The 23,268-nt window shown below is 39.1% G+C and carries 20 protein-coding genes, 2 tRNA genes and 1 pseudogene; 3 read left to right on the top strand and 20 right to left on the bottom strand.

Annotation, left to right across the window (positions count from 1 at the left end; translation table 11 throughout):
- Window positions 1-60: 60 nt before the first annotated feature.
- The 3 genes and pseudogenes from NPE20_RS00905 to NPE20_RS00895 all read left to right on the top strand — a co-directional run bounded on the left by NPE20_RS00905 (window position 61) and on the right by NPE20_RS00895 (window position 1,838).
- Entirely contained in the window at window positions 61-594 is a 534-nt protein-coding gene (locus NPE20_RS00905) for a Crp/Fnr family transcriptional regulator (protein ID WP_256536706.1), read from the top strand.
- 39 nt (window positions 595-633) lie between these two features.
- On the top strand, window positions 634-1,122 hold the full coding sequence (locus NPE20_RS00900) for a hypothetical protein (RefSeq protein WP_256536705.1): 489 nt from the start codon (window positions 634-636) through the stop codon (window positions 1,120-1,122).
- 21 nt (window positions 1,123-1,143) lie between these two features.
- Window positions 1,144-1,838, top strand: a pseudogene (locus tag NPE20_RS00895) (DUF4386 domain-containing protein).
- Between the two features lie 255 nt (window positions 1,839-2,093).
- On the opposite strand, the gene NPE20_RS00885 reads toward NPE20_RS00895, so the two are convergent.
- The 20 genes from NPE20_RS00885 to NPE20_RS00790 form a co-directional block, all read right to left on the bottom strand.
- Window positions 2,094-2,167 (bottom strand) — tRNA-Pro (locus NPE20_RS00885).
- 96 nt (window positions 2,168-2,263) lie between these two features.
- Window positions 2,264-2,337, bottom strand: a tRNA-Pro gene (locus tag NPE20_RS00880).
- A gap of 193 nt (window positions 2,338-2,530) precedes the next feature.
- Window positions 2,531-3,316, bottom strand: a complete 786-nt coding sequence (locus NPE20_RS00875; protein WP_256536702.1) for an alpha/beta hydrolase — start codon at window positions 3,314-3,316, stop codon at window positions 2,531-2,533.
- Window positions 3,317-3,963: 647 nt separating this feature from the next.
- Window positions 3,964-5,598: an alpha-amylase family protein gene (locus tag NPE20_RS00870; RefSeq protein WP_256536701.1), complete on the bottom strand. Its 1,635-nt coding sequence runs from the start codon at window positions 5,596-5,598 to the stop codon at window positions 3,964-3,966.
- Window positions 5,599-5,746: 148 nt separating this feature from the next.
- A complete protein-coding gene (locus tag NPE20_RS00865) occupies window positions 5,747-7,108 on the bottom strand; it encodes an undecaprenyl-phosphate glucose phosphotransferase (protein WP_256536700.1) in 1,362 nt (453 codons plus the stop codon).
- Window positions 7,109-7,189: 81 nt separating this feature from the next.
- Window positions 7,190-8,071 carry a class I SAM-dependent methyltransferase gene (locus NPE20_RS00860; protein ID WP_256536699.1) on the bottom strand — a complete coding sequence of 294 codons (882 nt, stop codon included), beginning with the start codon at window positions 8,069-8,071 and terminating at the stop codon, window positions 7,190-7,192.
- 129 nt (window positions 8,072-8,200) lie between these two features.
- Window positions 8,201-9,520, bottom strand: a complete 1,320-nt coding sequence (locus NPE20_RS00855; protein WP_256536698.1) for a WcaI family glycosyltransferase — start codon at window positions 9,518-9,520, stop codon at window positions 8,201-8,203.
- A gap of 75 nt (window positions 9,521-9,595) precedes the next feature.
- Window positions 9,596-10,183: an exosortase/archaeosortase family protein gene (locus NPE20_RS00850; protein WP_256536697.1), complete on the bottom strand. Its 588-nt coding sequence runs from the start codon at window positions 10,181-10,183 to the stop codon at window positions 9,596-9,598.
- Window positions 10,184-10,267: 84 nt separating this feature from the next.
- Window positions 10,268-10,504: a PID-CTERM protein-sorting domain-containing protein gene (locus NPE20_RS00845; protein ID WP_256536696.1), complete on the bottom strand. Its 237-nt coding sequence runs from the start codon at window positions 10,502-10,504 to the stop codon at window positions 10,268-10,270.
- Window positions 10,505-10,588: 84 nt separating this feature from the next.
- Window positions 10,589-11,491: a glycosyltransferase family 2 protein gene (locus tag NPE20_RS00840; RefSeq protein ID WP_256536695.1), complete on the bottom strand. Its 903-nt coding sequence runs from the start codon at window positions 11,489-11,491 to the stop codon at window positions 10,589-10,591.
- Between the two features lie 16 nt (window positions 11,492-11,507).
- Window positions 11,508-12,050 carry an LbetaH domain-containing protein gene (locus NPE20_RS00835; protein ID WP_256536694.1) on the bottom strand — a complete coding sequence of 181 codons (543 nt, stop codon included), beginning with the start codon at window positions 12,048-12,050 and terminating at the stop codon, window positions 11,508-11,510.
- A gap of 29 nt (window positions 12,051-12,079) precedes the next feature.
- A complete protein-coding gene (locus tag NPE20_RS00830) occupies window positions 12,080-13,321 on the bottom strand; it encodes a glycosyltransferase (RefSeq protein ID WP_256536693.1) in 1,242 nt (413 codons plus the stop codon).
- Complete coding sequence (locus NPE20_RS00825; RefSeq protein ID WP_256538657.1) at window positions 13,299-14,408, bottom strand: glycosyltransferase; 1,110 nt, start codon at window positions 14,406-14,408, stop codon at window positions 13,299-13,301. The genes NPE20_RS00830 and NPE20_RS00825 overlap by 23 nt, the downstream gene beginning before the upstream one ends.
- Window positions 14,409-14,532: 124 nt before the next feature.
- Window positions 14,533-15,873 (bottom strand): FUSC family protein, encoded by a 1,341-nt coding sequence (locus NPE20_RS00820; RefSeq protein ID WP_256536692.1) that lies wholly within the window; start codon window positions 15,871-15,873, stop codon window positions 14,533-14,535.
- 17 nt (window positions 15,874-15,890) lie between these two features.
- The gene (locus NPE20_RS00815; RefSeq protein ID WP_256536691.1) at window positions 15,891-17,141 is read right to left on the bottom strand and encodes a glycosyltransferase family 4 protein; all 1,251 of its coding nucleotides are present in this window, start codon (window positions 17,139-17,141) and stop codon (window positions 15,891-15,893) included.
- Window positions 17,142-17,157: 16 nt separating this feature from the next.
- Window positions 17,158-18,156, bottom strand: a complete 999-nt coding sequence (locus NPE20_RS00810) for a glycosyltransferase family 2 protein (RefSeq protein ID WP_256536690.1) — start codon at window positions 18,154-18,156, stop codon at window positions 17,158-17,160.
- The gene (locus tag NPE20_RS00805; protein WP_256536689.1) at window positions 18,137-19,282 is read right to left on the bottom strand and encodes a glycosyltransferase family protein; all 1,146 of its coding nucleotides are present in this window, start codon (window positions 19,280-19,282) and stop codon (window positions 18,137-18,139) included. The genes NPE20_RS00810 and NPE20_RS00805 overlap by 20 nt, the downstream gene beginning before the upstream one ends.
- Window positions 19,279-20,433: a glycosyltransferase family 4 protein gene (locus tag NPE20_RS00800; protein ID WP_256536688.1), complete on the bottom strand. Its 1,155-nt coding sequence runs from the start codon at window positions 20,431-20,433 to the stop codon at window positions 19,279-19,281. The genes NPE20_RS00805 and NPE20_RS00800 overlap by 4 nt, the downstream gene beginning before the upstream one ends.
- 27 nt (window positions 20,434-20,460) lie before the next feature.
- The gene (locus NPE20_RS00795) at window positions 20,461-21,438 is read right to left on the bottom strand and encodes an exostosin domain-containing protein (protein WP_256536687.1); all 978 of its coding nucleotides are present in this window, start codon (window positions 21,436-21,438) and stop codon (window positions 20,461-20,463) included.
- A gap of 10 nt (window positions 21,439-21,448) precedes the next feature.
- Window positions 21,449-23,248 (bottom strand): glycosyltransferase, encoded by a 1,800-nt coding sequence (locus NPE20_RS00790; RefSeq protein ID WP_256536686.1) that lies wholly within the window; start codon window positions 23,246-23,248, stop codon window positions 21,449-21,451.
- Between the last annotated feature and the right edge of the window lie 20 nt (window positions 23,249-23,268).

Raw genomic sequence — 23,268 nt, 5'->3', positions numbered from 1 at the left:
TACCAAAAATTTCTCTATTTTTAAGAAATCGTGGAAAAGGTAAGGACATATTTTCAGCGCATGGGTTTTAAAGATGCGGACCTGGACGCCCTAGCCGGCGCCTTTGTCTTACAGTCATTTGACAAGAACGACCTGTTTGTCATGGAGGGCAAAACCAGCAAGTATATTGGCCTGGTCGATACCGGTATGTTCCAATATTATGTCATCAGGGACGGCGGTGAGGTGACCAGCTATGTTTCCCTTGCCGGCACCTGGGTCGCTTCCGTCATGAGCTTTATCAGCGAAAAGCCCTCGTTGGAGAACATCCGGGCAATAACGGCCGGCAGTATTTTGGCGATCAGCAAAACCAACCTTAAACAACTAGTGCAGACCATTCCTGCCTTTAAAGATTTTTACATCTCCCTGCTGGAGCAGTCTATTTGCGGTATTGACGAAAGCCGCCACGACTTGATCGTGCTCACCGCGGAGCAACGCTACGAAAAGCTGCTGACCAGGGAACCGCACTTATTACAGCAGATTCCTTTGCAGCATTTGTCATCCATGCTCGGTATCACTTCGCGGCATTTAAGCCGCATCCGAAGAAATATCAGTTAACATCACTTTAGGACATATGTCCGATGTTCCCCTTTTTTATTGACTGACCTTTGCATCGTTAAACAAAACGATATAAAACAGTTAACCTTTACTTTCCTGCTGATAGTAGCAGCCACAGCAGCTTTCTCGCAAAGCAAATTCTCCAACAACGAATTGAGCGTAAACGGGTTCCGCAACCCGTCGATCGGTATCGAATATCGCATCGGCCAGTCCTCGGCGCATGCAGGTTATTACACGACCGCTTTTAAAAAGAGCGAGTACACCAATTTTGTGAAAGTGGGTTATACCTTTTGGTTTTTCCCGAGTGGGAAGGGCGAATTACCGTCGGCATTTTATAGTGGTGCCTCCTATATGCGCGGCCTGAACCGTGACTATCAAGGTAAAGACGCCATGGGTGTGGAACTGGGTTACCGCTGGATGGTATGGAAGGGCCTGAACCTGCGCATCGGGGCCATCGGTGTGACTGCCAAAGACCTGTCTTTCAAAATTAGTCCTACGCCTGGTATCAGTTATTCTTTCAAATTATAAATATTCAAGCACTGCACGCGAATGGAAACAAGTCTCACCAAAAAAATCGGCTACTTGCTCATAACAGGCGCGGTAGCCTTATGCATACCTTACACCATACTAACCGGCATATTTAATTATCCGATTATTTTAAGGCAGGACACGGCTACGATCTTAACCCGGTTTCACCAGGGCGGCCCGCAACTAATCTGGACCTGGTTTGCCTTCGCCGTAACCGGCATCCCGCTGATCCCGGCTTATATTTTAATGGGGCAATTACTGGAAAAGAAAGCCGCCATGATCCGCACCGCCACTACCGTCGGCATAATTGGCCTGGTCGTACAAATGATAGGGCTGTTGCGCTGGACATTCGTTGTTCCGGTGCTGGCCGATACCTTTGTACATAGCACCGATCCGGCTGTCAGGTCGGCGGTAATTGTCGCATTCCAAACCATCCACCAGTTTGCCGGTGTACTCCTGGGCGAGCACCTTGGCCAATTATTTACCGTTGCTGGACGGTGATGCTCAGCATCTCTTTTAGGCGTTTGCAGTTATTTCCGAAATGGGTTCATACACTGGGGTTTATCAGCGCTTTCATTTACCTGCTGGCACAGGCTGAACTATTTCATACCGTTGTACCTGATTTCCCAGTATGGCCGCTGGCAGGCATTATCGGCAGCACGCTTTGGCTGATCTGGCTCATCATCACAGGCATCTGTTTTATCAATAAAGATTAGGCTTAAGCAGAAAGCGTATCGCACTTCGTTAAGGTAAATGAAAATAAAATGTGCTGCTTTTACCGGGTTCGCTTTGAATCCTAAACGAGCCCTTATGTTTTTTGATGAATATATCCTGATAACTTAACCTATGACGGGTATAAACTTCGAACCGGGAGGGTGAATGAGGTAGCTCAATCTATCTACCTGATTACCAAGAAATTGAATGAAATAAAATAGGACAAATCAGAAGCCATTCTGATTTGTCCTATAAAGTCGGGATGGCAGGATTCGAACCTGCGGCCTCCACATCCCAAATGTGGCGCGATACCGGGCTACGCTACATCCCGATTTATTAATTTGGCTTTGCGCCGGTTGTTCCAATCAGAAAAGAAAACCCTTTAAACTTTCGGTTTAAAGGGTTTTGATACTTGGTATCGCTTTCGTCGGGATGGCAGGATTCGAACCTGCGGCCTCCACATCCCAAATGTGGCGCGATACCGGGCTACGCTACATCCCGATTGGGATTGCAAAGGTAGCTTTTTAGTATAGCTGTGCAAACTTTTTTTTAAAGAATTTACAAGCACAACCCTAACAAATTCATTTGCACAAACTTAGCTTCAAATATTTTTTTCATTAGCTATAAAAAAGGGCTCTTACTACTTAAAATCGCAGTTATTTTATTTAGACAGCTGTTACTTGGACAAAAACTTTCAATTACGGCTTAGCCAATCCAACACGTAGTCGGCATCTTTTTCCCAGCCGGGTTGTCCTAATACAAAGTGGTTGCGGTTTTCAAACTCTTTATAATTTAAAACCGAGCCATTTTGTACATATCTTTTATAGTTACGGTTGTTTAAATGTGCGGGGATAATGTTATCTGTACTACCCGATGTAAGCAATAAAGGTGCATGTGGTTTTTTGTAATCTACTTTTGCAGCACTTGTTAAACCTCCCCTTGCAACGGTTTTTGATTCGGGAATGGTAAACTTTTTGTAGGCTTCTTTCTGTTCGGCAAGCGGCATGGTGTTAACAAAAGCGTATTGCCAGTCTTTAAACGACATTAGGTATGTTTTTTTGAGAGAAGTAAAAAGCCCTAATGACTTCCATCCAGCCTTCAGGAACGAGAATTCATAAGGGAACACCCCAAGTGTTGGCACTGAATGTATAGCTACACCGGCGGCCACCAAATCGCGGTTTACAATAACCTGGGTCATGAGCCCTCCTAACGAATGGCCTATCACTATAGGCTTTTCGGGAAATGAACTTACAACACTTGCATAATGATCTATTACCTCTTCTAAAGTTAAGGCAGCAAGATCTGTATCATTGGGTTGCCTGTTTCGCAGTTGTTCTGCTGTACCGTTCTTAAAAGGCCATGCAGGCGCTACAGTGGTGTACCCCTTGTTTTCAAAATAGGTACGCCATTCATCCCAGCAGGCATTGGTCACAAATGCGCCGGTTACAAATACAATGTTTTTTGTCTGGATCGTTTTCATTGAGGAATTGTTTTAGTAGAGGTTATGGAAATAGCGTTCAATTCACATATAACACTGTAAATCAATACTTAAAGATACTATTCTTAAGATAAATATTATTAGCAGCAGTAATAAAATACTGCAAGCCGAATACAGCCACCCGATTCTGTATGACGATGGAATAAGGCAGCACTTGCTGTTCTGTTCCATTTTAGAAATGGAACAAACGGAACAGGTGGAACACGTTGGTAATAAGTCAATTACTACCGATGAGTTTTGTCAGTAGTAAAACAAAAGCTTGATATAAATTCTTTTACATCCTTATATACAACTTCTTATAAAAAATTTATTTTGTTCCATTTTTTGGGAAACGGAACAAGAAACCATCAGACAAAAAACGATTTTTTTTAGCCTTTTTTCGGCTTTAATTCGGCCTTAGTTCGGCTTGTTTGGTGCCTAATTTAGCCACAAATAAAAGCGGCCATTTTTTTCTAAATAATTGATTTATATAAGTTGATATTTTAAGACTTGTTCCGCTTTGTTCCATTTGGAACAGAGTAAGTACCGGATACTCTCATTTTATTACAACCATTTTTGAACTTCCTAATATTATTTTAATGCGTTACCTCAGGATGGTTTTAGTAGTTACAATACATGGGGTAGTTCTATCAATCCCAATTAAAGTTAACCTCTCTATCATTCAGTTTCCACTTTTCGGGGAATTGATTTGTAAGCCAATCGAGCGGTTCGCCGTTGGGTTGTATTTTGGCGGCATTTGTAAAGGCTTGTTTTATAGCCGCCTTTTGTTCGGCGCCTAAAAAGTCTAACTCGGCCGATATAAATAGTGGCGAACCGCTTTCGGCCAGCAGCTGCATCCATTGTTTATTTTTATCCCAGGGCACATCTTTGGTAAGGCCAACACAATCGCCATCGGCGGCATAAAAGGTATTATTTTGCGGCAGGCGGAAGCCTAAGGTATTCACACCCATCTTTTTAGTACGCGCCCACTCCTTCCCGCTGGTATCGTCACCGATACGGTTAAGCTCAAACACCCCGGCAGATAAATGGCTCAGGGTATTACAGCCAATTATATACATATCTTCTGCCGCGTCCCTAATAGCGCCATATAGCGTATTTATGATCTCGGCATTAGTTTTAGTTTGATCCTGAAACTTCCAACCCGGAACCGTGAAGCTATCCTTCATTTGCATGCCCCATCTACCAAAAATATCCCACGTGCTATAATCATGCTTTACCATGTGATAGCCCCATTGCTTGTATAAACTTATATTGCGTTTAACACGCGCTATATTTTCGGGTATAGTTGGGTCAAGGATCAGTTCATCCTCCTGGCTACGACCGGCTATCTTTGGGGCAAGCAGGGTTTTGCTATCATCTTTACGGGCAATTAAAGGGCGTGTCCACAACCCGGGGCGCATTCCATGGCTTTTTATCTCATCGGCCATTTTATGCATATCCTTAAATTTATCGTTTACAATCGAAAAATCGTCCGCCTGCTGCCAGCCATCATCAATTACCGAAAACGGACGGTTATTGGTATCTGTAACCAACTCGGCCATGGCGGTGGTTTGATCTTTTATGGTTTGATAAGAGTTTTTTCCATAAACTACATACCAGTCATTAATGCCATAAACCGGCTGTTTGGGCAAAACTGGTTTGCTGCACATTACTTTGCAAAAATTGGTTAATGCACTGTAAGGTGTTTCGTTTAATTTGCTAAGCGATGTTACAATATCCGCGGCGTGCAAGGTGCGTTGCCCAAGTTTTACACCTACCCCACCAGAATGGGTATCCATGGTCAATTCCATGCTATCTGGCTTAACCTCCCACCAGCAAATAGCATTGGCACCTGTTTTTACGCCAAAGCATGCGGTTTGCTTATCATCATGCAGTAAAACATACCATGGGTTTTTGGTAGTAGCCTGGGGGGCTTTCCATGCCAGATCACCGTATGTACGTTCCCAGTGATCGCCCAAAATTTTTGAATATTTTGCAGTTTGATATTTCCATTTAAACCTTATGGCCTGCAATTCGGTAACCGGCGATTGTACGTATACCGACTGTGCGATACCCCTTGTTTTAATCTCAATTTTTATGTCCTGGTAAGTAAACACCGCCGCTCCTTTACCAACAAGCTTCAACCATTCACCCCCTACCTGTGCCCAGGCTTCGTCCGGATGATTAATAAGAGAGCTGCCAATATGGGCTGCAAAAGTTAACCGGCTGTATATAACTGTGGCAAAGCCGGTAGCGGATAATTTAATAAAGTTGCGTCTTAACATAGGTTATTGTTATAATGGCTAAAATAACAATAACATTTTTTGTACAAACTATTTGCGTGATAATTCAATATTGGTGTGGCGAGCATTAAACTTAAAAAAGCCTGCAGATCAAAAGATCGCAGGCTTTCATTTAATTAAAGTCATCATGTTATATCTTCCTGATTTTCATTATATCAATTGCTGTCAGAAATATAATTTTAAAATCAAGCATTAACGACCAGTTTTCTAAATACCAAATATCATGTTCAACCCGTTTTTCCATCAGGATAAGCTTGTCTGTTTCTCCTCTGTACCCATTTACCTGCGCCCAACCTGTTATACCTGGTTTCAAATAGTTTCGTACCATGTATTTATCCACAATCATTTTATACTCAAGTGTGTGCTTTAACATGTGCGGCCGTGGGCCTACAATGCTCATATTTCCAATCAGGGCATTAAAAAATTGAGGCAGCTCGTCAAGGCTCGTTTCCCTAAGGAAACGGCCGACCCGGGAAATCCGTTCATCGTGCCTGGTAGCTTGCAATGTGTCTGATTGTAAATTCACCTTCATCGTTCTAAACTTATAACATATGAAAGTTTTGTCGTCCTTTCCACTCCTTTTTTGTTTAAAAAATATAGGGCCTTTACTATCTAAAGTAATAAGCAAGGCTATTATTGGTAATAACCAGCTTAATAAAAACACAATTACCATTAAGCTAAACAGGATATCTACTAACCTTTTTTGAAAACGATGGTCTATATTTTCAAGGGGCTCTACCCTATTAGAAATTATAGGAAAACCATCCAGGTAATTTACTTTAAAAGGCGCTGCTAAAGATTGGCTAAAATAAGGCACTAACTTTAACCTCACGCAATTCAGCTCAGCCTCTTTTAGTAAGAAGGGGGCCTGTGTCCATTGATTAACATCTAAGGTTACATAAATTTCTCTGATGTTAGTTTCGGCAGCATGCCTGATCTGGTCGCAGGCTGAAAAGTATGATTCACTTTCATCTGCCACCAATTGCGGTTCATTATTATCTAAAAAGCCTCTGAACGAGTATTGCACTTTATTTTTTTCAAAAAAAGAAGCTAAATGATATCCCGTTTGATTTGAACCAATTACCGCTACCGACTTGGTTATTGCATAATGACGTAGAATAAATGGTTTTGTTAACACATAAAAAAGCCGTGGCAGTAAAAGGCAAATAGTACAAAACGAATAAAACGCAAATACAAATGCTGCAGAAATATCGGCCGGGCTAAGTAAAATGATAAAGAAAATGCAAAAGGAAAAATGCATAAGCAGGCTTTTAGTTATACATTTAAACAGTGAATATGTATTCTCCAGATTGTCATATTTATACAGCCTAACTATTGTTGAGCACAATACCCAAATCAAGTTAATGTTAATAAAAATTAGTTTATAGTTATATAACGACGTTACGTTCATTATAGAACTATAAACGTAGGCTGTTTGGAAAAACACAAAATTAATGACAATCAAATCCCAAATGGCTAGTAAATAACACATTGAAAATAAAAATCGATTTTTCACGTCTGTAGTTTTTAAAAACGATTAGAAGTAACAGCATTTAATAATAAGGAGTTGTGATCAGGCCACCATCAGATCCTTTTTTGCTACACACATTAATGATAAAGCGCTGGTATCGGCATCAGGGTTCCTGCCCGATAGCAAATTACCCAGTCGGTATTTAAAAGATGCCTTACCCTTATTGCCTTGCAACACCTCTGCGCCTAATTCGTGGTTATGCGGGAACACATTCACTTTAAAGCCCATGGGTTCCAATAACTTTTTAAACATGTCTTTGGTTACGCCATGCCCTGGTTTATGGTGTATCTCGCATGCTAAGCCCCATAATTGCTGATTATTGGTTTTATGAAATCCGTGGCCAATAATTTTATAGTAAAAAAGCCTGAAATTCCACAGTAGTTTGGCAATTCCTTTATAATCCCATGCGCTTAGTTGAGGGTCATGGTCTGTAACAATTAGCCCCCCAGGTTTAACAAGGCGTGCCGCTTCTTTTAAAACAGCATCCATATCTTCGCAATGATGCAATGCTGCATTTAAAGTAACAACATCAGCAAAACCAGAGATAAAAGGAAGGTGTGTGGCATCTGCCAAAACAGTGGTGTAGCCTAATTCTGCAGCTATTTCTAACGATTGGGGGGCTACATCTATACCTATCAACATTTTGGGCTTCCCTTTTAGTGTGGCAAATATATTACCGGGCCCACATCCAATATCAACAATTACCTTATCGGTCCAATCGCCAAGAGCTGCCGACCAACGAGTTTTAAAAGCATCATTGCGGTGGCAATAGATGAGATACTCCTCTGCCCATTCAAAATTCCCAAAATAATAGGCGTTCGCATCTATTGCTTTTGTAGGGTTTTCAATTTCGAATTCAAGATAACTTCCTGTTTTTTTAACTTTAATACCAGGCTTAAAAAAAGAGTTAATTGTTGCTTCCATATTTATAACTTTTAATTAAAAAATAAATGTTTGAATATTTAGTGGAGAATTTGTTGGTGAAAAAATGCATGGGCTTATAGAGATACTGAATTAGTTCAGCACTAAGAAAGGATAAGTAAGTGCGTGCACTTAGCTTTCGACGGGAGTAAATTGATTACTTGCTTGGAAGTTGAAATTTTCCATGAAATGAACCTCGGGTGATTCTTTCATATTATAGGAAAATCTGGAAATGATCTTTTCTATTGACAGATATTTTTCTGCATAGGTACGCGCATTGAATTGTATTTCCTCATTACTATTTTCAATGGCTGTATTTATAACGGTACTTAAGGCGGTAAGGTTTTCGGGTTCGGCTATGATACCTAAATTATGTAATTTGATTAAGTTATATAACGATGAACCCTGCACGGCAGTAACTAAAGCAACGCCGCCAATTGCTAAAATTGTGGTTAGTTTAGATGGCATTATTAAATCGGTTGCGTTATTTTTTTGAAGAACCAAATGCACATCGGCCATATTTAAAAAGCGATTAAGTTTTTCAATAGGCTGGGTTGACATAAAAACTACATTGTTTAAATTAAACTTCGCTTTCATGTCTTCAAGTTTCTTCAGATAAGGCCCCGAACCACAAATGACAAACTTTACATGTGTTTTATGGATAAAAGATTTGGCAGTTAATAGTATATTTTCCAACCCCTGCTTTTCTCCTACTGCTCCGGAATACAATACAATCGTATCTTCCGGATCAAAATTAAATTCCTGTTTTAATAGCGCTTTCTCAGATATCGGATAAAACATTTTTGTATCAACCCAGTTAGGGAAAAAATCAATTTGCTTACCACATTTCATTTTAATCTTTTCAATCATCCCCGCAGAAATGCTGCTTACTACATCGGCATGTTTTAAAATGTATTTTTCAATTCCGAGAAGAAAATCTATTAAGGTTTTAGATTTTATCATTCCCAGGTCCCGGGCAGCATCTATCTGAAGGTCTTGTATATGATAAAAAAATCTACCACCCCGTAATTTTTTATAAAGGATACCTAACAATCCTAATTGGAAGGCCGGAACTACGGAAATAACAATATCGTATTTCCTTACTGATAATAGGAGCTTAATTATCAGCAAAAAGGAGGTTATAAAAAAAGAAAAATCAAGGATCATTCTTTTGGCCCCTGTAGGGTTAACGGGCACAAATTGCGGGCATCTGTATATTTTTACGCTACTTTCATAAAAGGGCTTAATATATTTGATCTCCTTTTTATACCAAAAAGCTTTATTGACGTATGGCGTTTGTACCTTCCATTGCGGATAGTAAGGGTAAGTAGTAACAACCGTACAATCATATCCATTTGTTGCCAGCCAGTCCATCATTTCTCCATTGTATTTACCAATACCAATGGGTTCGGGATAGAAATTTCCTCCTATTAGTAAAATTCTATTTTGCATAATCAAAAGTTTAGGTAAATAATATATGCGAAAAAAAGTATGGGACGTAAGTATGTGAAACAGTGCAGGAACGGTTTATTTAGGAGTGGATATACCCCAACCAGCAATTATTAATCGCTTTTTATAATAATTTGAGTACAAGTACATTAATATGAAAATAAAAGTATAAGCTATAGCATTGAAAATATCGTGATGGTCAATAGCGCCAGATTCTTTCCAGTTATTATTCAGTGCAACTAATAACAGGGCTATTCTGCAACAATTAATAAACCAAATAGCAAGTGAACCTGCTATGCACCATAATATTTTTTTTTGCCAGGCAACCTTATGTGTTACAACAAAAGCAATCCAGCAGCTTGTAATGCCAAGGCCCAAACAAGGCAGCCATATTTCTACTTCGGTTCCATTAGTTAATTTTATTAGTTGCGCATTAGCTATATAGGAATGGGTTCCAAAAGCTAAGGCTATAAATTTTGAAACGTATAATATAGAAACCCTGATCCATGATATGTAATTTAAATAGTGGTTTAAAAACGGACTATAAAAACGACCTTCAGGAGAAACTATTCCATTATATGCAATGGAGAAATAATATAATACCAGTACAATTAAGATAAACTTAATGAACCAGGCGATATCAAAGTATTTTGCTGTTGAAAACATGATAAAAACGATAGCCTTTTATTAATGGATTTCATTACATAATGGGCTATCGTTATAGCCAATTACAGCGAAATACTTAAAAATTCAGGTACCTTGTTGCCTGCTGTCGTGTGCTTTTTTAAGGCCGTAAACAACCCCGGCCCCAACAAGCAATATTAAGCCCCCATCAAATGGGGCATCCTTATGACCAGGAGTACCACCCGGCTTTGGGTCTTTGGGTTTTGGTGGTGATGGTTTAGGCCCATCAGCAAAAGCCTGGTTACTAAGCATTAAGGACAACAAAGAACACACTAAAAGTGCGATTGCAAGTATTTTTTTCATAAGCGTTAAGTTTTAATAGTTAATGATTTTACAAAACCTGTATGTTATAATTATTGATAAGACATGCCATTATTTGCGTAAAAACTATGAACGATGCTCGCGAATTCTGCAGTAAATTTGCATGTAGTATGACATTCGCAAAATTGCGTGGGCAAAACCCCTGATACCGTCTCTAAACCCACCATATAGAAAGAAACTTCCACAAAAAAACAGGGGAATAATTAATACACTGCTCATTAACCTATATTTAATGTGTTGTTGTATAGTCCAGCCATCAGAAGAGTTTGGGTTGTTTTTTGCTTTCAAATATCTTTCAGCCTCCCAGCTGGCATACTCATTATGTTTTAAAACAAAATTGGATGTCCCTCTTAAATCATAATGATCTATTTTGCTCTTTATTACCCCCAATTGGCCTATAATTATAGGATGTTCGTGTACCTCCATATCCAATTGACTCCACTTATGCTCATCAATTTTTTCATATTCCCCACTTCCTACCTTAAAAAGCGCCAATTTCCGCAAAGGGTATCCTCCCTTTAATTTTTTTCCTAAAAAGTATACCGAGTAGCTTAACCAGTATCCAGCCTTGTCTTCGCAGCATATTGCTGATTGTAGTTCTGATTTGAATGCGGCAGTAAAATATTCATCAGCATCCAGAAATAATACCCACTTGGTTTTAAACCGGTAGTTTCTTAAAAACCAATTGCGTTTCTTGGGAAATTTGCCATCCCAATAAAAATCTATTACTTCCGCTCCAAAATCTTCCGCTATTTTCCTGGTATTATCTGTGCTGCATGAGTCAATTACTACTATATGCCTGGCCAGATCCGGCCCAATAGCGGCAAGGCATTTGGGAAGATTTAGTTCTTCGTTTTTTACCGGGATAGCAATGGTAAGATCAAGCGTATCAATATTATATGCGGGTTTAATACTTATCGATTTTAGTTTAGTAAATTCTTGTGGATTGTAGATCAAAGTAGTTTTCATTAGTTCCATTATACTTTTAATTAATATTCCTTTCTTTAATGGGCTTGCACGGATGCCCTGTACATATTTTCCATTCGGGCATATCAGTAGTTACTACAGACCGGGCGCCAATAATGCATCCATCTCCAATAGTAATTCCCGGATGAACAAATACTTCGGCTGCTACCCATGCGTTATGGCCAATATAAATTGGCTGGGTAATAAGGGGGAATCCATCTTTTGTGTAATCATGGGTACCGGTAACCAGGTGTGAACCCTGAGAAATAACCGTTCGCCGGCCTATAAATATTTTACCTTGCGAATAAAGGTTAACTCCATTAGCTATTCCACACTCATCCGAAAGCTCGAGGTTATAAGGGGCCCAAATTTTTGTTGCCGGATAAATGTGTACACCCCTCCCAACTTTGGCGCCAAATATTCGAAGCAGGAATGCTCTCCATTTGTGAAATGGTTTGGGCGATGGATAAAACAGTACTATTCGTACTATCCCCCACAAGGTCCTGTATATTCGATTACTCAGGGAAAAAGAGGGCCCTGTATGAGTATCTTTATTATACATTGATAATTATTTAAGAGGAACGCGTTATGCTAAATAGCATTCATCGTTTGTATAAGCCTTTCGGTAGCAGGTACCGCCTCAAAATGATTTTCAAAACATTTGCGACCGTTCAATCCCATAGTTTTTCTATCCTGATCAGACATTTTAAACCATGACTTTAAATTATTATAGGTGCCTTCAAGAGAATCTTCATCTATCAATCCACCTTTAAAACCTTTAATTTCATGACAAATATTTACCTGTTTAGAAATCAATACCGGCTTGCAGCAAGCAAGCGCCTCCACTACCGCAATTCCAAAATTTTCCTGATGGCTGGGTAAAACAAATGCTTCACACCCATAAAAGGCCCCCCATTTAGCATTCCCGGCTAACATTCCGGGAAAACAAACTGATTTATTTAGAAACGGATTGCTTTTAACCATACTCAATATTTTTTGTCCGTATGGGGTTTCCAAACCGGGGCCTGCTATAACAAGTTTGGGGATCCCGTTTCTAAAATTGTATGAATTATTAGTAACCGATGTACCAGGATTTGAAATCATATCGCTCACTATTCTTTCGTATGCCTGGATAAGATGATCGACTCCTTTTTTAGCATCTATTCTACCTAAGAATAAAATGTAAGGGTGATTGGTTATAGGGCATATATTAAGGAAATCCTTCAACATTAAACCATTAAATGCAGGTGGCGGCTCTATACCTAAACCAACTATAAATTCTTGCTTCGGGTGGTATGGCTTAAAAGGCTCGTTAGCAAGTCTACATTCTTCTTTACAAGTAAATAGAATAGCATCGGCGTTATTAACAACTTGCCCTTCTATTAATTTCCAATAGGCCCAGTTTCTAACAGCCTTAATTTTACGGTCACTTGAACGTTGAAAATAAGGGTCAAGCATTCCATGGGGCATAATAAAAAGCTTGGGGATTTTCAATTTGCTTTTTTTATACCATAAGTTCTTAATTCTTTTTAATGCGGCCGTAACCGCATAACTATGATAAAGCCATAATCCATGAACAATAATAGTATCAAAGCGTGAGATGTTTTCCAGGAACCACGGAATCAGTTTACTGCTATAACTCCACGGGGTTTTTGATGGCCCTAAAGTGTGAATAGTAAAATGACTGTTAAATAAGGGAAGCTGATAAACATCTAAACTAACCACTTCGGTTATAACCCCCATTTTGGCACTTTCAATAGCCATAGTTTGTATTGCCCGACTAATCCCCCCTTTTTTAGGATCCATGGAATCAACCACATGCAATACTTTCATTGTTGCTTTGCTTAAGTGTATTTAAATAAATTGATTCAATTTTATCAAGGGCAGTTAGTACATCAAACCTTTTTGAATTTGTAATTCCCACATCCACAATTTTTAGCCGTTGTTCGCATGAAAACCCTATTATGGTATCTACAATATTTGCTGCTTCGTTTGCCCATTTTTTCACTTTCGATGGGTCATAAGGGCGGCGGGGTATAAAAAAGGCTGCGTTACCGGCTACTTCGGTCATCGGTTCTTCATCAGTTGTTATTACGGGGCAACCACATGCCATTGCTTCAATTATTGGCCATCCAAATCCTTCGGCAAGTGAGGGGAATAAAAAAACTGAGGCCCCCGCATAAGCATACCTAAGAAATCCATCATCTTTTTTAGCTATAAAATGAATATCAGATTTAAAGGGAGATTGACAATATGCTGCATATAATTGAGCAGACGGGTAATCGCCGATTAAAAGCAATGGTAAACAAAGCGTACTTTCTGATCGCCATGCGTTGTATATTTCAATAACGCCTAACCTGTTTTTGTACCATTGGTTCCCTCCAATATGAAGTATATAACCTTCTGTTAAATTAAGACCAGTTAAATCACTTAGTACCCCCCTGGCCTTACAGCCTGAACAGGTATTAAATACATCCTTTAAACCGTTATATACAACCTCTGAACTGGTTGGCTCAGTGGGAAGAAATCTATGAAGCTGTTCTTTTGTTTTTTTTGAGACCGATATAAAATTTGTACTCGTTGAATACCCCCGGTGGATATAAGATTGATATAACCGCCCGCTCCAGGAAGTATGATTTTCAGGGATTTCGCCAATTGCCGATTGGAGAGCAAGAAAATCGTGACAATGAATTACATGTGGCCTTTTTTTCACTAATGACACCCATGGGCCAAGCGCCTGATCGGTAAATACAAATAGTGTGTTAGCGTTACTTCTTTTTAAACGTAACCTAACCTGGTTTGGGAAAATAAGATACTGATCGATATACCCAAGCCACTTTTTAATGAACGAATTAACCGGCAGCGAATAAAACACTGAAACAGGGAACCAAACCTGAACTGTATGCCCTTTGTTTTTCATCCCAGCAGATAGCATATTAGAAAAGCTATCCATGCTTTTATGTTTAAGAAAAGCAGGGTGTGCAAAAAATACAATATTCACGTCTGATTATTTATCTGCCACATTTTATTGTATGTTAAACCCATTATTTCCCTGTCGTAACTTTTTGAGAGGAGGCTATAATTAACCCGGTAATAAGCGTACAAAAGCCTAATGATGTTGGTTGGGCCCAACCACCTTGCGCTAATAGCAACAAGCCAAAGCTAAGCAGCATCCAGGGCATCAGATCACTCCCTATCATACTCTTAAAACTTGCAATGAAAATTTTAATAGCTAAAGTTAAACGAAGAAAAATAACGGCAAGCCCCATCACAGGGCCAAGCTCCCCAATTAATCTCCCCCACTCCCCTTCTGAAATTAAAAAATATCTGCCGCCGCTTAATATTGTACTGCCCACATTGGTTCCCATGCCTATCCCATAACCAAAAAAAGGTTGTTTATTAGAACCTGACAGGGCTTCAACCATCCCTCCTAAAAAGCGATCTAAAAAAACACCATTTATTCCCCCCTCAGATTTATTTGCGGTTTCAAACCTAACCGTAAATGCTTCAACTGCATTATGAAAATAATGGGTGAAACTTAACAGGACTAAAACGAATATGGTTCCAATAATTATAAATATCATTTTAAACCCATATTTTGGATTAAACGCTATTCCAAAAAAGGTAAAAAGGATAGTTATACCTACCTGAAAAAATAGCCCCCGGCTTATGGAGAAAGGAATAGCAATTAACAGCGCTACCGTAGCCCCAATAAGTACTAACCTGTTAATAGCCTTTGTATTAAACCAGAAATAGAAAACAAAACAAGCTACAAAATCAAAAAACAAGGTAGTTCCGTTGGTAAAAGAGAAGGTTCCGGGAGGGCGAAAATAATTTAGAGCGCCATCAAAACCCGCGCTTCCCTCTCCACCTAACCCGCGGTTAACCCAGGCAGATTGTGGGCTATAAAACTGTAATGTTATAAGTACAGCCATTGGTATCGATAACATTAAAGTGGCCTTACCCATTTTAATAACGTCATCTTTTGTAAATAGCTGGCCAATAATAAATATTAATGGAAAATGAAGTAATAAAATTCTTGCCCCATACAAAGCCACCGCCAAACTGCCATGGCCAATAAAAAAGGCCGTGTAGATACTTATAACCCCAATAACTATCATAGTTACCGAGTAATAATTTAGTGTAATAAGTCCACGTCTCCAGGCTGTACCTATGATCCATAAAACCAGCGGATCGCGAACAATTAATAATGGGCCTGCCAGGGAAGGTACAAACCACTTGCGTAATGCCCCTTCAAAAATTAATAAGAGAAAATAAAGCCAAATACCCTTTTTAATAAGTGATTTATGAGATATAACACTTTGGGCATCGCTTGAATATTGCTGCTTCTTTACCTTAAAAGCTGAAAAATCAATAGCATCCATAAATAATAATGTGGTCGCTAATTAAAAAAATCGGAAAGGCCGGAAACAACATTTGCCCCATATCCTTCCCAGGTATATTCGGCAGCATATCTTTGGGCCATTCTTCCCATTGCCGGGATTATAGATCTATTTTCAAGAAACCAATTGAGCTTTGCCGCAATTCCTTCAGGAGAACGTATTGGCACCAGGAAGCCAGTATACCCTTCTTTTATTAAATCGGTTCCACCTGTATTACGGGTAATTATAAGTGGTAGTCCCTGGCTCATTGCCTCCTGCATCACTAATGCCCTCCCTTCAACTATTGATGGCAAACAAAAAACATCACACGATCGCATTAATGCTAATACTTCTGAATGCGGCCTGTTTGGCATGTATGTAAAATCCGGAAGCTGTTGCCGGTAAAAATCCATTGGCCCTATAGGCGATCCCATTACAACCAGTTCTATATCTGACCGTTTAAGAAGCTTCATAGCAGCAAACAGGTCACCTAAACCTTTACGCTGACTTAAAGAGCCTGCAAACAGCACCCGAAGTTTTGCATTGTTTTTACGCGAATATATATTCCTTGGTAAACCCTTCTCCCTGTCAGGGGATCCAAACGGGGTCATGATCACTGGTTTTGTTTTGGCCCATTCGGGCAGAGATTGCTTTACAAACTCTCCGGGCCCAATTATAATATCTGCTAACTCAAGCTCTTGTTTTTTACGCTCAAGTTTTTCTTCCGAATCTGTAATCCCGCCCGCTAACGTATGTGCCCATGCAGGCAAACGTGCTGCTTCTTCAAGCATTAGTTTACGAGCAGTTTCCCAGTAAGCTATAGGAAGATCATAAATGCATTTTAAACCCAATTCTTTTGCTTTTTTAAACGTATTAAGCGCTCCATCCTCGTAGCCGTAAACTGCGGTGATCTGCTTTTTTTTAGCAACTTTTTGTAGCCGGTTAGCCACAGCTTTGTCAAAGCTTTTATATACAGAGTCTAAGCTCGCCCATGAATTTTCGTCTTTTATCAGTTTAAAAAAGCCCGCTTTGAGCGAAATTAATCTGGCTAATTCTAATGATGGGTGTATAATTAGTTGTTTTGATTTTATTGGAAAAGTGCGACGAAGTAATTGCTTACTCATTTCATTTGGCAAAAGTTTTAACCAGGGCGCTCTGGGATTAACTGCTATTGTAGTATTAAACTCCTCAAGCGAGTCTGCCTTATTTAATGCTTCGATAATTGCCCTAACATTACTATTACCGGTTGGGTGCGACATAAAAATCTTCATATTCCTTTAACCCGGCTTATAAATTCAAAAGCACTGCTTTTATCATTGATTTAATATTAGATTTTAGGTTTGTTATTATAAATATGAATACACCAAAATCATTTAAATACATCCCAGATACAATTTTAACTTTTAGGCTATCAGAGAGTTTCACCAGTTCAAGCGCAATCTCTTTCTTTTCATCTTTACTATATATATTCCAACTCAGGCAGTTTGCATGCTGGCAAGCAAGGCTCGCCCTTTTTCTTTTTAGTATTTTCAAATGCCATGACCGCTCAATGTATGCCGGTTCAATAACATCGTCAAAAACCTTACAGATCCCATTTATTTCGGATAATTTACGTCGTGTTCTCAACTTTCCGGCGTCACTCCAAACTCTGTAAAAAGCTAATATTTCTTTTAGATAAACATTTCCATATCCTGCGGCGGATATAGCACAAGTTAAATGATAATCTTCCCCAAAATTTGGCCGGCCAGCCAAGTAGTTAACCTTTTCAAGTGCTTCTTTTCTAAACATTATAATATTGGCCGCAACACGATAGCCTTTAATAGAAGCTTTTAATGCGTCGGTATCAGATTGAAATTCTGACTTCCTGAACAAACTTCTTTTATTTAAATAAACCCCGTTTTCGTTGATCTCCTGAACATCTGCATGTGCATAGCCCGCTGAAGGATGCTTGAGTAAAAGTTTAGAAAGTTTCTCAGTATAATCAGGCAACAGGTAATCGTCTGAATCTAGCCTGATTATAAAATTTCCTTTTGCTTCCCTAAGGCAATCGTCAACATTTTTCGCAATACCGCAATTTTTATCCTGGCGGAAAATTTTCAACAAAGGCAATTCCGCTAAAAGCCGTTGTAAAATTTGAGGAGTTTCATCTGTACTGCAATCATCAAACACAATTATTTCTGTTGGTAATATTGTTTGCTGAGCTGCACTCCTGATCGCTTTTTCTAAATATTGAGCCTGATTATAAGTACATATACAAATGGAAACCTTATTTGAGATATGGCTCATACCTTTTTCTATATAACTGCTTAATGAATGTGCTCGAAATATCTGAAACGTCCGGATAACGAGTATCCGGTATACTTTTCATACAAGCATCCAATGCCCCTTTAGATAATTCAATAATTCCCGGAGGCGTTTTTAAAATATCTATTTCGCGAGAGATCCATGGCCTGGCTACGCATAATACCGGAAGGCCATGTTTTAGCATAGCGGCAACAGTCCCGCTTTTATCTATCATTGCAATTGCACACGTTGCGATCCCTACCGATGCACGGCTTAAAACATGTGAAATAGTGGTAACGCTTTGTTCTCCTAAAACCTGCACTTTTAACCCTGCAGATTTCCAGGCAGAAACCCAACGCTCCTGCTCCGGGCCACACCGGCCAATTATAGTAAGTGTAATGTCAGTATTGTTACTTTTCTTGTATGCTTTAACTTCTTCTAAAAGCTGTTCAATTAAGGCTGCTGGATGAATAGTCCCAAAAACAACCATAGAAATATTCTTTCTGCTGCCATTGATGCTTTTTTCTTCGTCATTTTCAACAAAATTCTCAGCCACCGGTATGTTTGAAAACAAAGGCAGATAATTTACATTGAAACCCAATTTGGTAAGCTGGGCATAATAAAGCCAACTTTGCGTATCAATAATATCCGGCTTTAATTTAAAAATGATTGATAAAATGATTTTCTGTTGCAGCCATCCCCATATTATATGTTTTAAGGAAGCCCCAACAGGCATACCTACCCATAATTCGTGAAACATGATATGGCAGTGCCTTCCGTTACCGAGCCTGGCTAAGAAATAGCTTAACCCTATTGGTAACCCTTTGGATTGGAACGAAAAAATAACGAACTGAAGACTTATCCAATCAGGATCAAACCCGTCTGTCCATCTTTTCGCTTCCTTAAATCTACGCCTGGTGGGCCACAATGCAGGAAGTCGTAAAACAGGCACTTGCAGATCCCCGTAAAATTGGATACACTCTAATTCTTCATACAGGTATGTATCATTTAAACTTATTACCCGGGCATCATGCCCTGTACGTATCAGTTCTGCAGTTAATATCCTGGTATAATCACCTACTCCGTCATGCCCGGGCTCTAATGAACCACAAAGAAATAAGATCTTCATAAGTAATTAGCAGAACGTTCCTGCTGATGTATGTATTTGATATATTTAACAAAATCGGCCGTTAAACTTTGCCTGTTAAACCTTCGGCTCACAATTTCCTTTGTTTTATAGCCTTCATTTTCAATATTCCCGGCATGTGTAAAATCAAGAATCTTTTTGGTGAGGTTTCCCTTCTCTGAAAGATCAGTAAGGCCGGCATAATCTTTACCAAATATAAATTTCCCAGCCTGGTGCGGATGGCAAATTACCGGTAAGCCGTGTACCCCTGCTTCAATTAAAACCGCGCCCAGGGCCTCGTTTAAACTGGGTAAAACAAACAGATCGGCAGCTACGTAGGCTATAGCCATCTCTGCCTGGCTTAGGGTATACCATTGTATATCTATCCGTAATTTAGCTGCCTCTTTTTTTAGTAAGGCTGAATCATTTTCGGGCTGGCCACATAACAGCAACAATATCTTATTTGAATTTATTGAAGCAATTTCATTTAAAAGGTAGTCAATACGCTTATGATGTTTATTCCATGCTGCCACGCAAATTATTACAAACTTATCTTCTGTAATATTCATTTTAAGACGGGCCTCGGGCTTATCAAGTTTACCATCAGCACTCAATGATAAGTGTGGGATAACGCAGCATCTTTTCGGATCTACCCCATCGCTAATTGCATCATCAAAAGCATACTGGTGCAGGAACACCAAATAATCAAACCTTTTAGCAAAATTATGGCCGACAGGCGCCCCATCACAAAATATCAGTTCATATTTAAAACCAAATAGTTTCCTGAATTTAAGAAGCATGTTTCCAAGTGTTGCTTCTTGCAGCCATATAATGTGTGGCGAGTAAAAAAATAGATGAAACAAAAAACCGAGGCTAAAAGTGATCTGTTCAAGTCTGCAACCATCATTAATTAATCCTATATATCTTAAAAATGATGCTACAGATCCATTTCTTGACCAGTTCCAAACATGTGTAGCTGTTTTAATTTTCCCGCCCGAAAACAATCTTGCATCCAGGTCGGTTATGCTTTTAAGTTCGTTAAACCAGGTACGGCAGGATATTTCAAAACCTCTTGAAATATTACCCAATCCCGCGCTTAAAAAAGCAATTTTTATGGGCCTGTAGTCCAGCGAAGGATCTGTGCGTTGTACCATACTTTGCTTACAATTTGCCGGTTAGCTCTAATTATAAATTACTTTTTTAACCTTATTTACTAATCGCTGTGGAATAGTCCATTTATTATTCCAGTTAAGGCTTAATGATTTCCACCTTTTAAGTTCCGCTTCTTTTGATGTTTTTGGCGTTAGGCGTATCAGCGATAACAGAGTATTTGCATAATATTCTTTGATAACATTCTGGCAAAAATGTTCTTGCCAGGCGTTAAATGCTTTTTCACCTAAATCATTTGCCAGATGCTCGTTACGGGAAATAAATGACGATAATCCTGATATATCTTTTTCGGGATAAAATAAGGCGAAATCATTCCAATTTGGCCCTTTTGGCGGCACAAAGTCGTCGGCTATAATAATGGGGCATATCCCCAAAGCCATACTTTCGTATATTCTGAAACTAACGGGCGCCCAACCAGCCGGACAAAGAGAAAACTTTGAAGCCCGAATAAGATTCACGTAGTTGCTCTTCTCGTCATCGTTATGATTAAGCCAGCTGTCCGTTCTTTCAATACGAAATTCACTTTTTGCTTCCAGCACGTTAACCATTCTGGACCGAAGGTTATTTGATTTTGCATTACCTCGCCAACTTGCTAAACATGTAGGAGTAACTTCATCAGCGCTTTGAGCAAATACTAACTCATTAGGATAATACATATAAGGTACCGCCGCGTAAAGGATTGAATTAAACCTATACTTTGGAAGGCTTGTATATAAACCTCGAAGTAATCCCGTTGCGCAATCATCAGTATTTATAGTAAAAACTTTTTCGGGATAGGCAGAGATCAGAGCATCTAACTCTAAATCTTTTATATACCTAAAGTTTTTAAATGAGTTTTTTTCCTGTATAATAATAGCATCAGCTGTTTCCGGAGTAAGTACCTCTTCAATACCCTTTGTTGAAAGAAGTGTGCTTTTGATACTATCAAGTATTTTTGCATCACTATCAGATAAGCCGGATAATTTTTCATTTATAAAAAACAGTTTCATTATTAGATAGCTACCCCTTAATATGATACTTCAGCTTTATTATTGAATCTATTTTTGCCCATCTACCCAATCGTATCAGATAATCAATTTCAGAAGCTGAAGGCATGCCAGATCTGCGGTTTGGTATATGTAATGCTTCAAAAACATAATCTATTTTTTTCAACCATTTAATACGGGTTGATAATAAAAGATTTTTTAATGATCTGATAAAACTTCCGGATGTCCTTTTTGGCTGTTCTAAAGAAACCAACGCACTTAAGCTTGTAGCGTACCCCGTTTGTTTACAGGCACTGAGCATTATGCAAAGGTTGTTAACCCAGTCAATAAAGCTTAGTTTAGGCAGTTGATGAACACTGTAGCGGGTTTTTAACTCACTTGGCTCGGTATAATCTTCATCCCCTTTATGCTGCAGATAATTAATAACCCAACGAACACGATCCAGTTCGGGATGATGAAGATGTGGAAACTGATTAGCGCGAATTACAGCTGTATTCAGGTTTCCCTGACAAAGCAGAGAAATAATAAAGTAAGCCCACTCTACCGGGTCAGGATCCACGGCTCTGTAAGAACCCAGAGTATTATGTAATGGACCAGTAGCCCAATTAAGCGCGTCCCCTGCATTACCTTTATATAACTTACAGATGGCAAGTTTTAGCTTTGGCTCGCACATCCAATGTATATAGCTTAAGCATTTAAGATATAAAGCTTCGGCTTCATCATATTTACCAGCCAGTAATTTCTCATCCGCCTGGCGCATCAGTACTAAGTTTAATCCATCGCAACTTATGTGTGTATTTTTTTTGCCTGATGATATATCTACAACGCTTAATGATTCAAAGGGATTTCCCTGGACGATTCTTTGATTAGCTTTTAGATTTTTATTAAGATTATACCACTGCAAGATTTGGTCGCGCTGTTTTAAAGTATGTCGTGACTGAACTAAATCATAGCCTGCATTTGTTATTTTTTCCAGCTCATCTGTGTTTTTAAACAGATAATCCATCTTATCTAATACATCTTTTTCATCGGCGAATACGCAGTTCTCCATATCAACAAAACCAGCAGCTTCAAGGGACGGTGTTCTTTCTGCAATTAAGCAGGACCTGGAGCCCGGTATCTCAAAATGCTTGCGAACTACCTCTTTTGCTAAAGTACCGCATGCAGGCACAAACCACGAAGCATTTATAGTGCGTGCATACTGCTCACCATGAATCATCATCGGTGAGTGATTTTCATAACCCAAATGCGGGAAAATTAACGAGGGATAGCATTTAGAAACAATATCATAAATCTTTTGTCGCCAGGGGTATAAAGCATTTATATAACCATTAAACAGCACAGGGACTATTTTATTCTGCCCATAATCCTTGTACACATCACTATCTATAAAGTTGGGCCATACAAACAAGTTTTGTGCAAGTTCCGGGGTGTGTTCGGCCATTGTGATGCAAATAGAAAAGAAAGTTTCTATACCCCAATGCTCCATATCTGATATAAACCCTACACGGCAATCGCACCACGAATCTCCGTTATGTAATCCTAACTTAGGTATCTCCGGGAAGGCAGATGTGTTTTTAATAGTTATTTTTTGAGAGATAGAAGATCTGTAACCACTTTCAAAAAGAGTTAGATCCGGCTGGTATTTATCACAAATCTGTTGATAGTCGCAGTTCTCATTAATTAAAATCACATCAAAAGATTCCGACAAACACTTAACATGCAGCTGCAAATGCAACTGTAAAAACTTAGGCAAACCTTCATGCCACCATTGGAAAAATACTAACCTTGGTTTAGTAGCTTTTTTTTCCATATAAATCAACAATTCTGATG

Source organism: Mucilaginibacter aquariorum, from assembly GCF_024498135.1.
Lineage (GTDB): Bacteria > Bacteroidota > Bacteroidia > Sphingobacteriales > Sphingobacteriaceae > Mucilaginibacter > Mucilaginibacter aquariorum.
The sequence above is the reverse complement of the archived record's forward strand: the minus strand, read 5'-3'. Positions and strand labels throughout refer to the sequence as shown.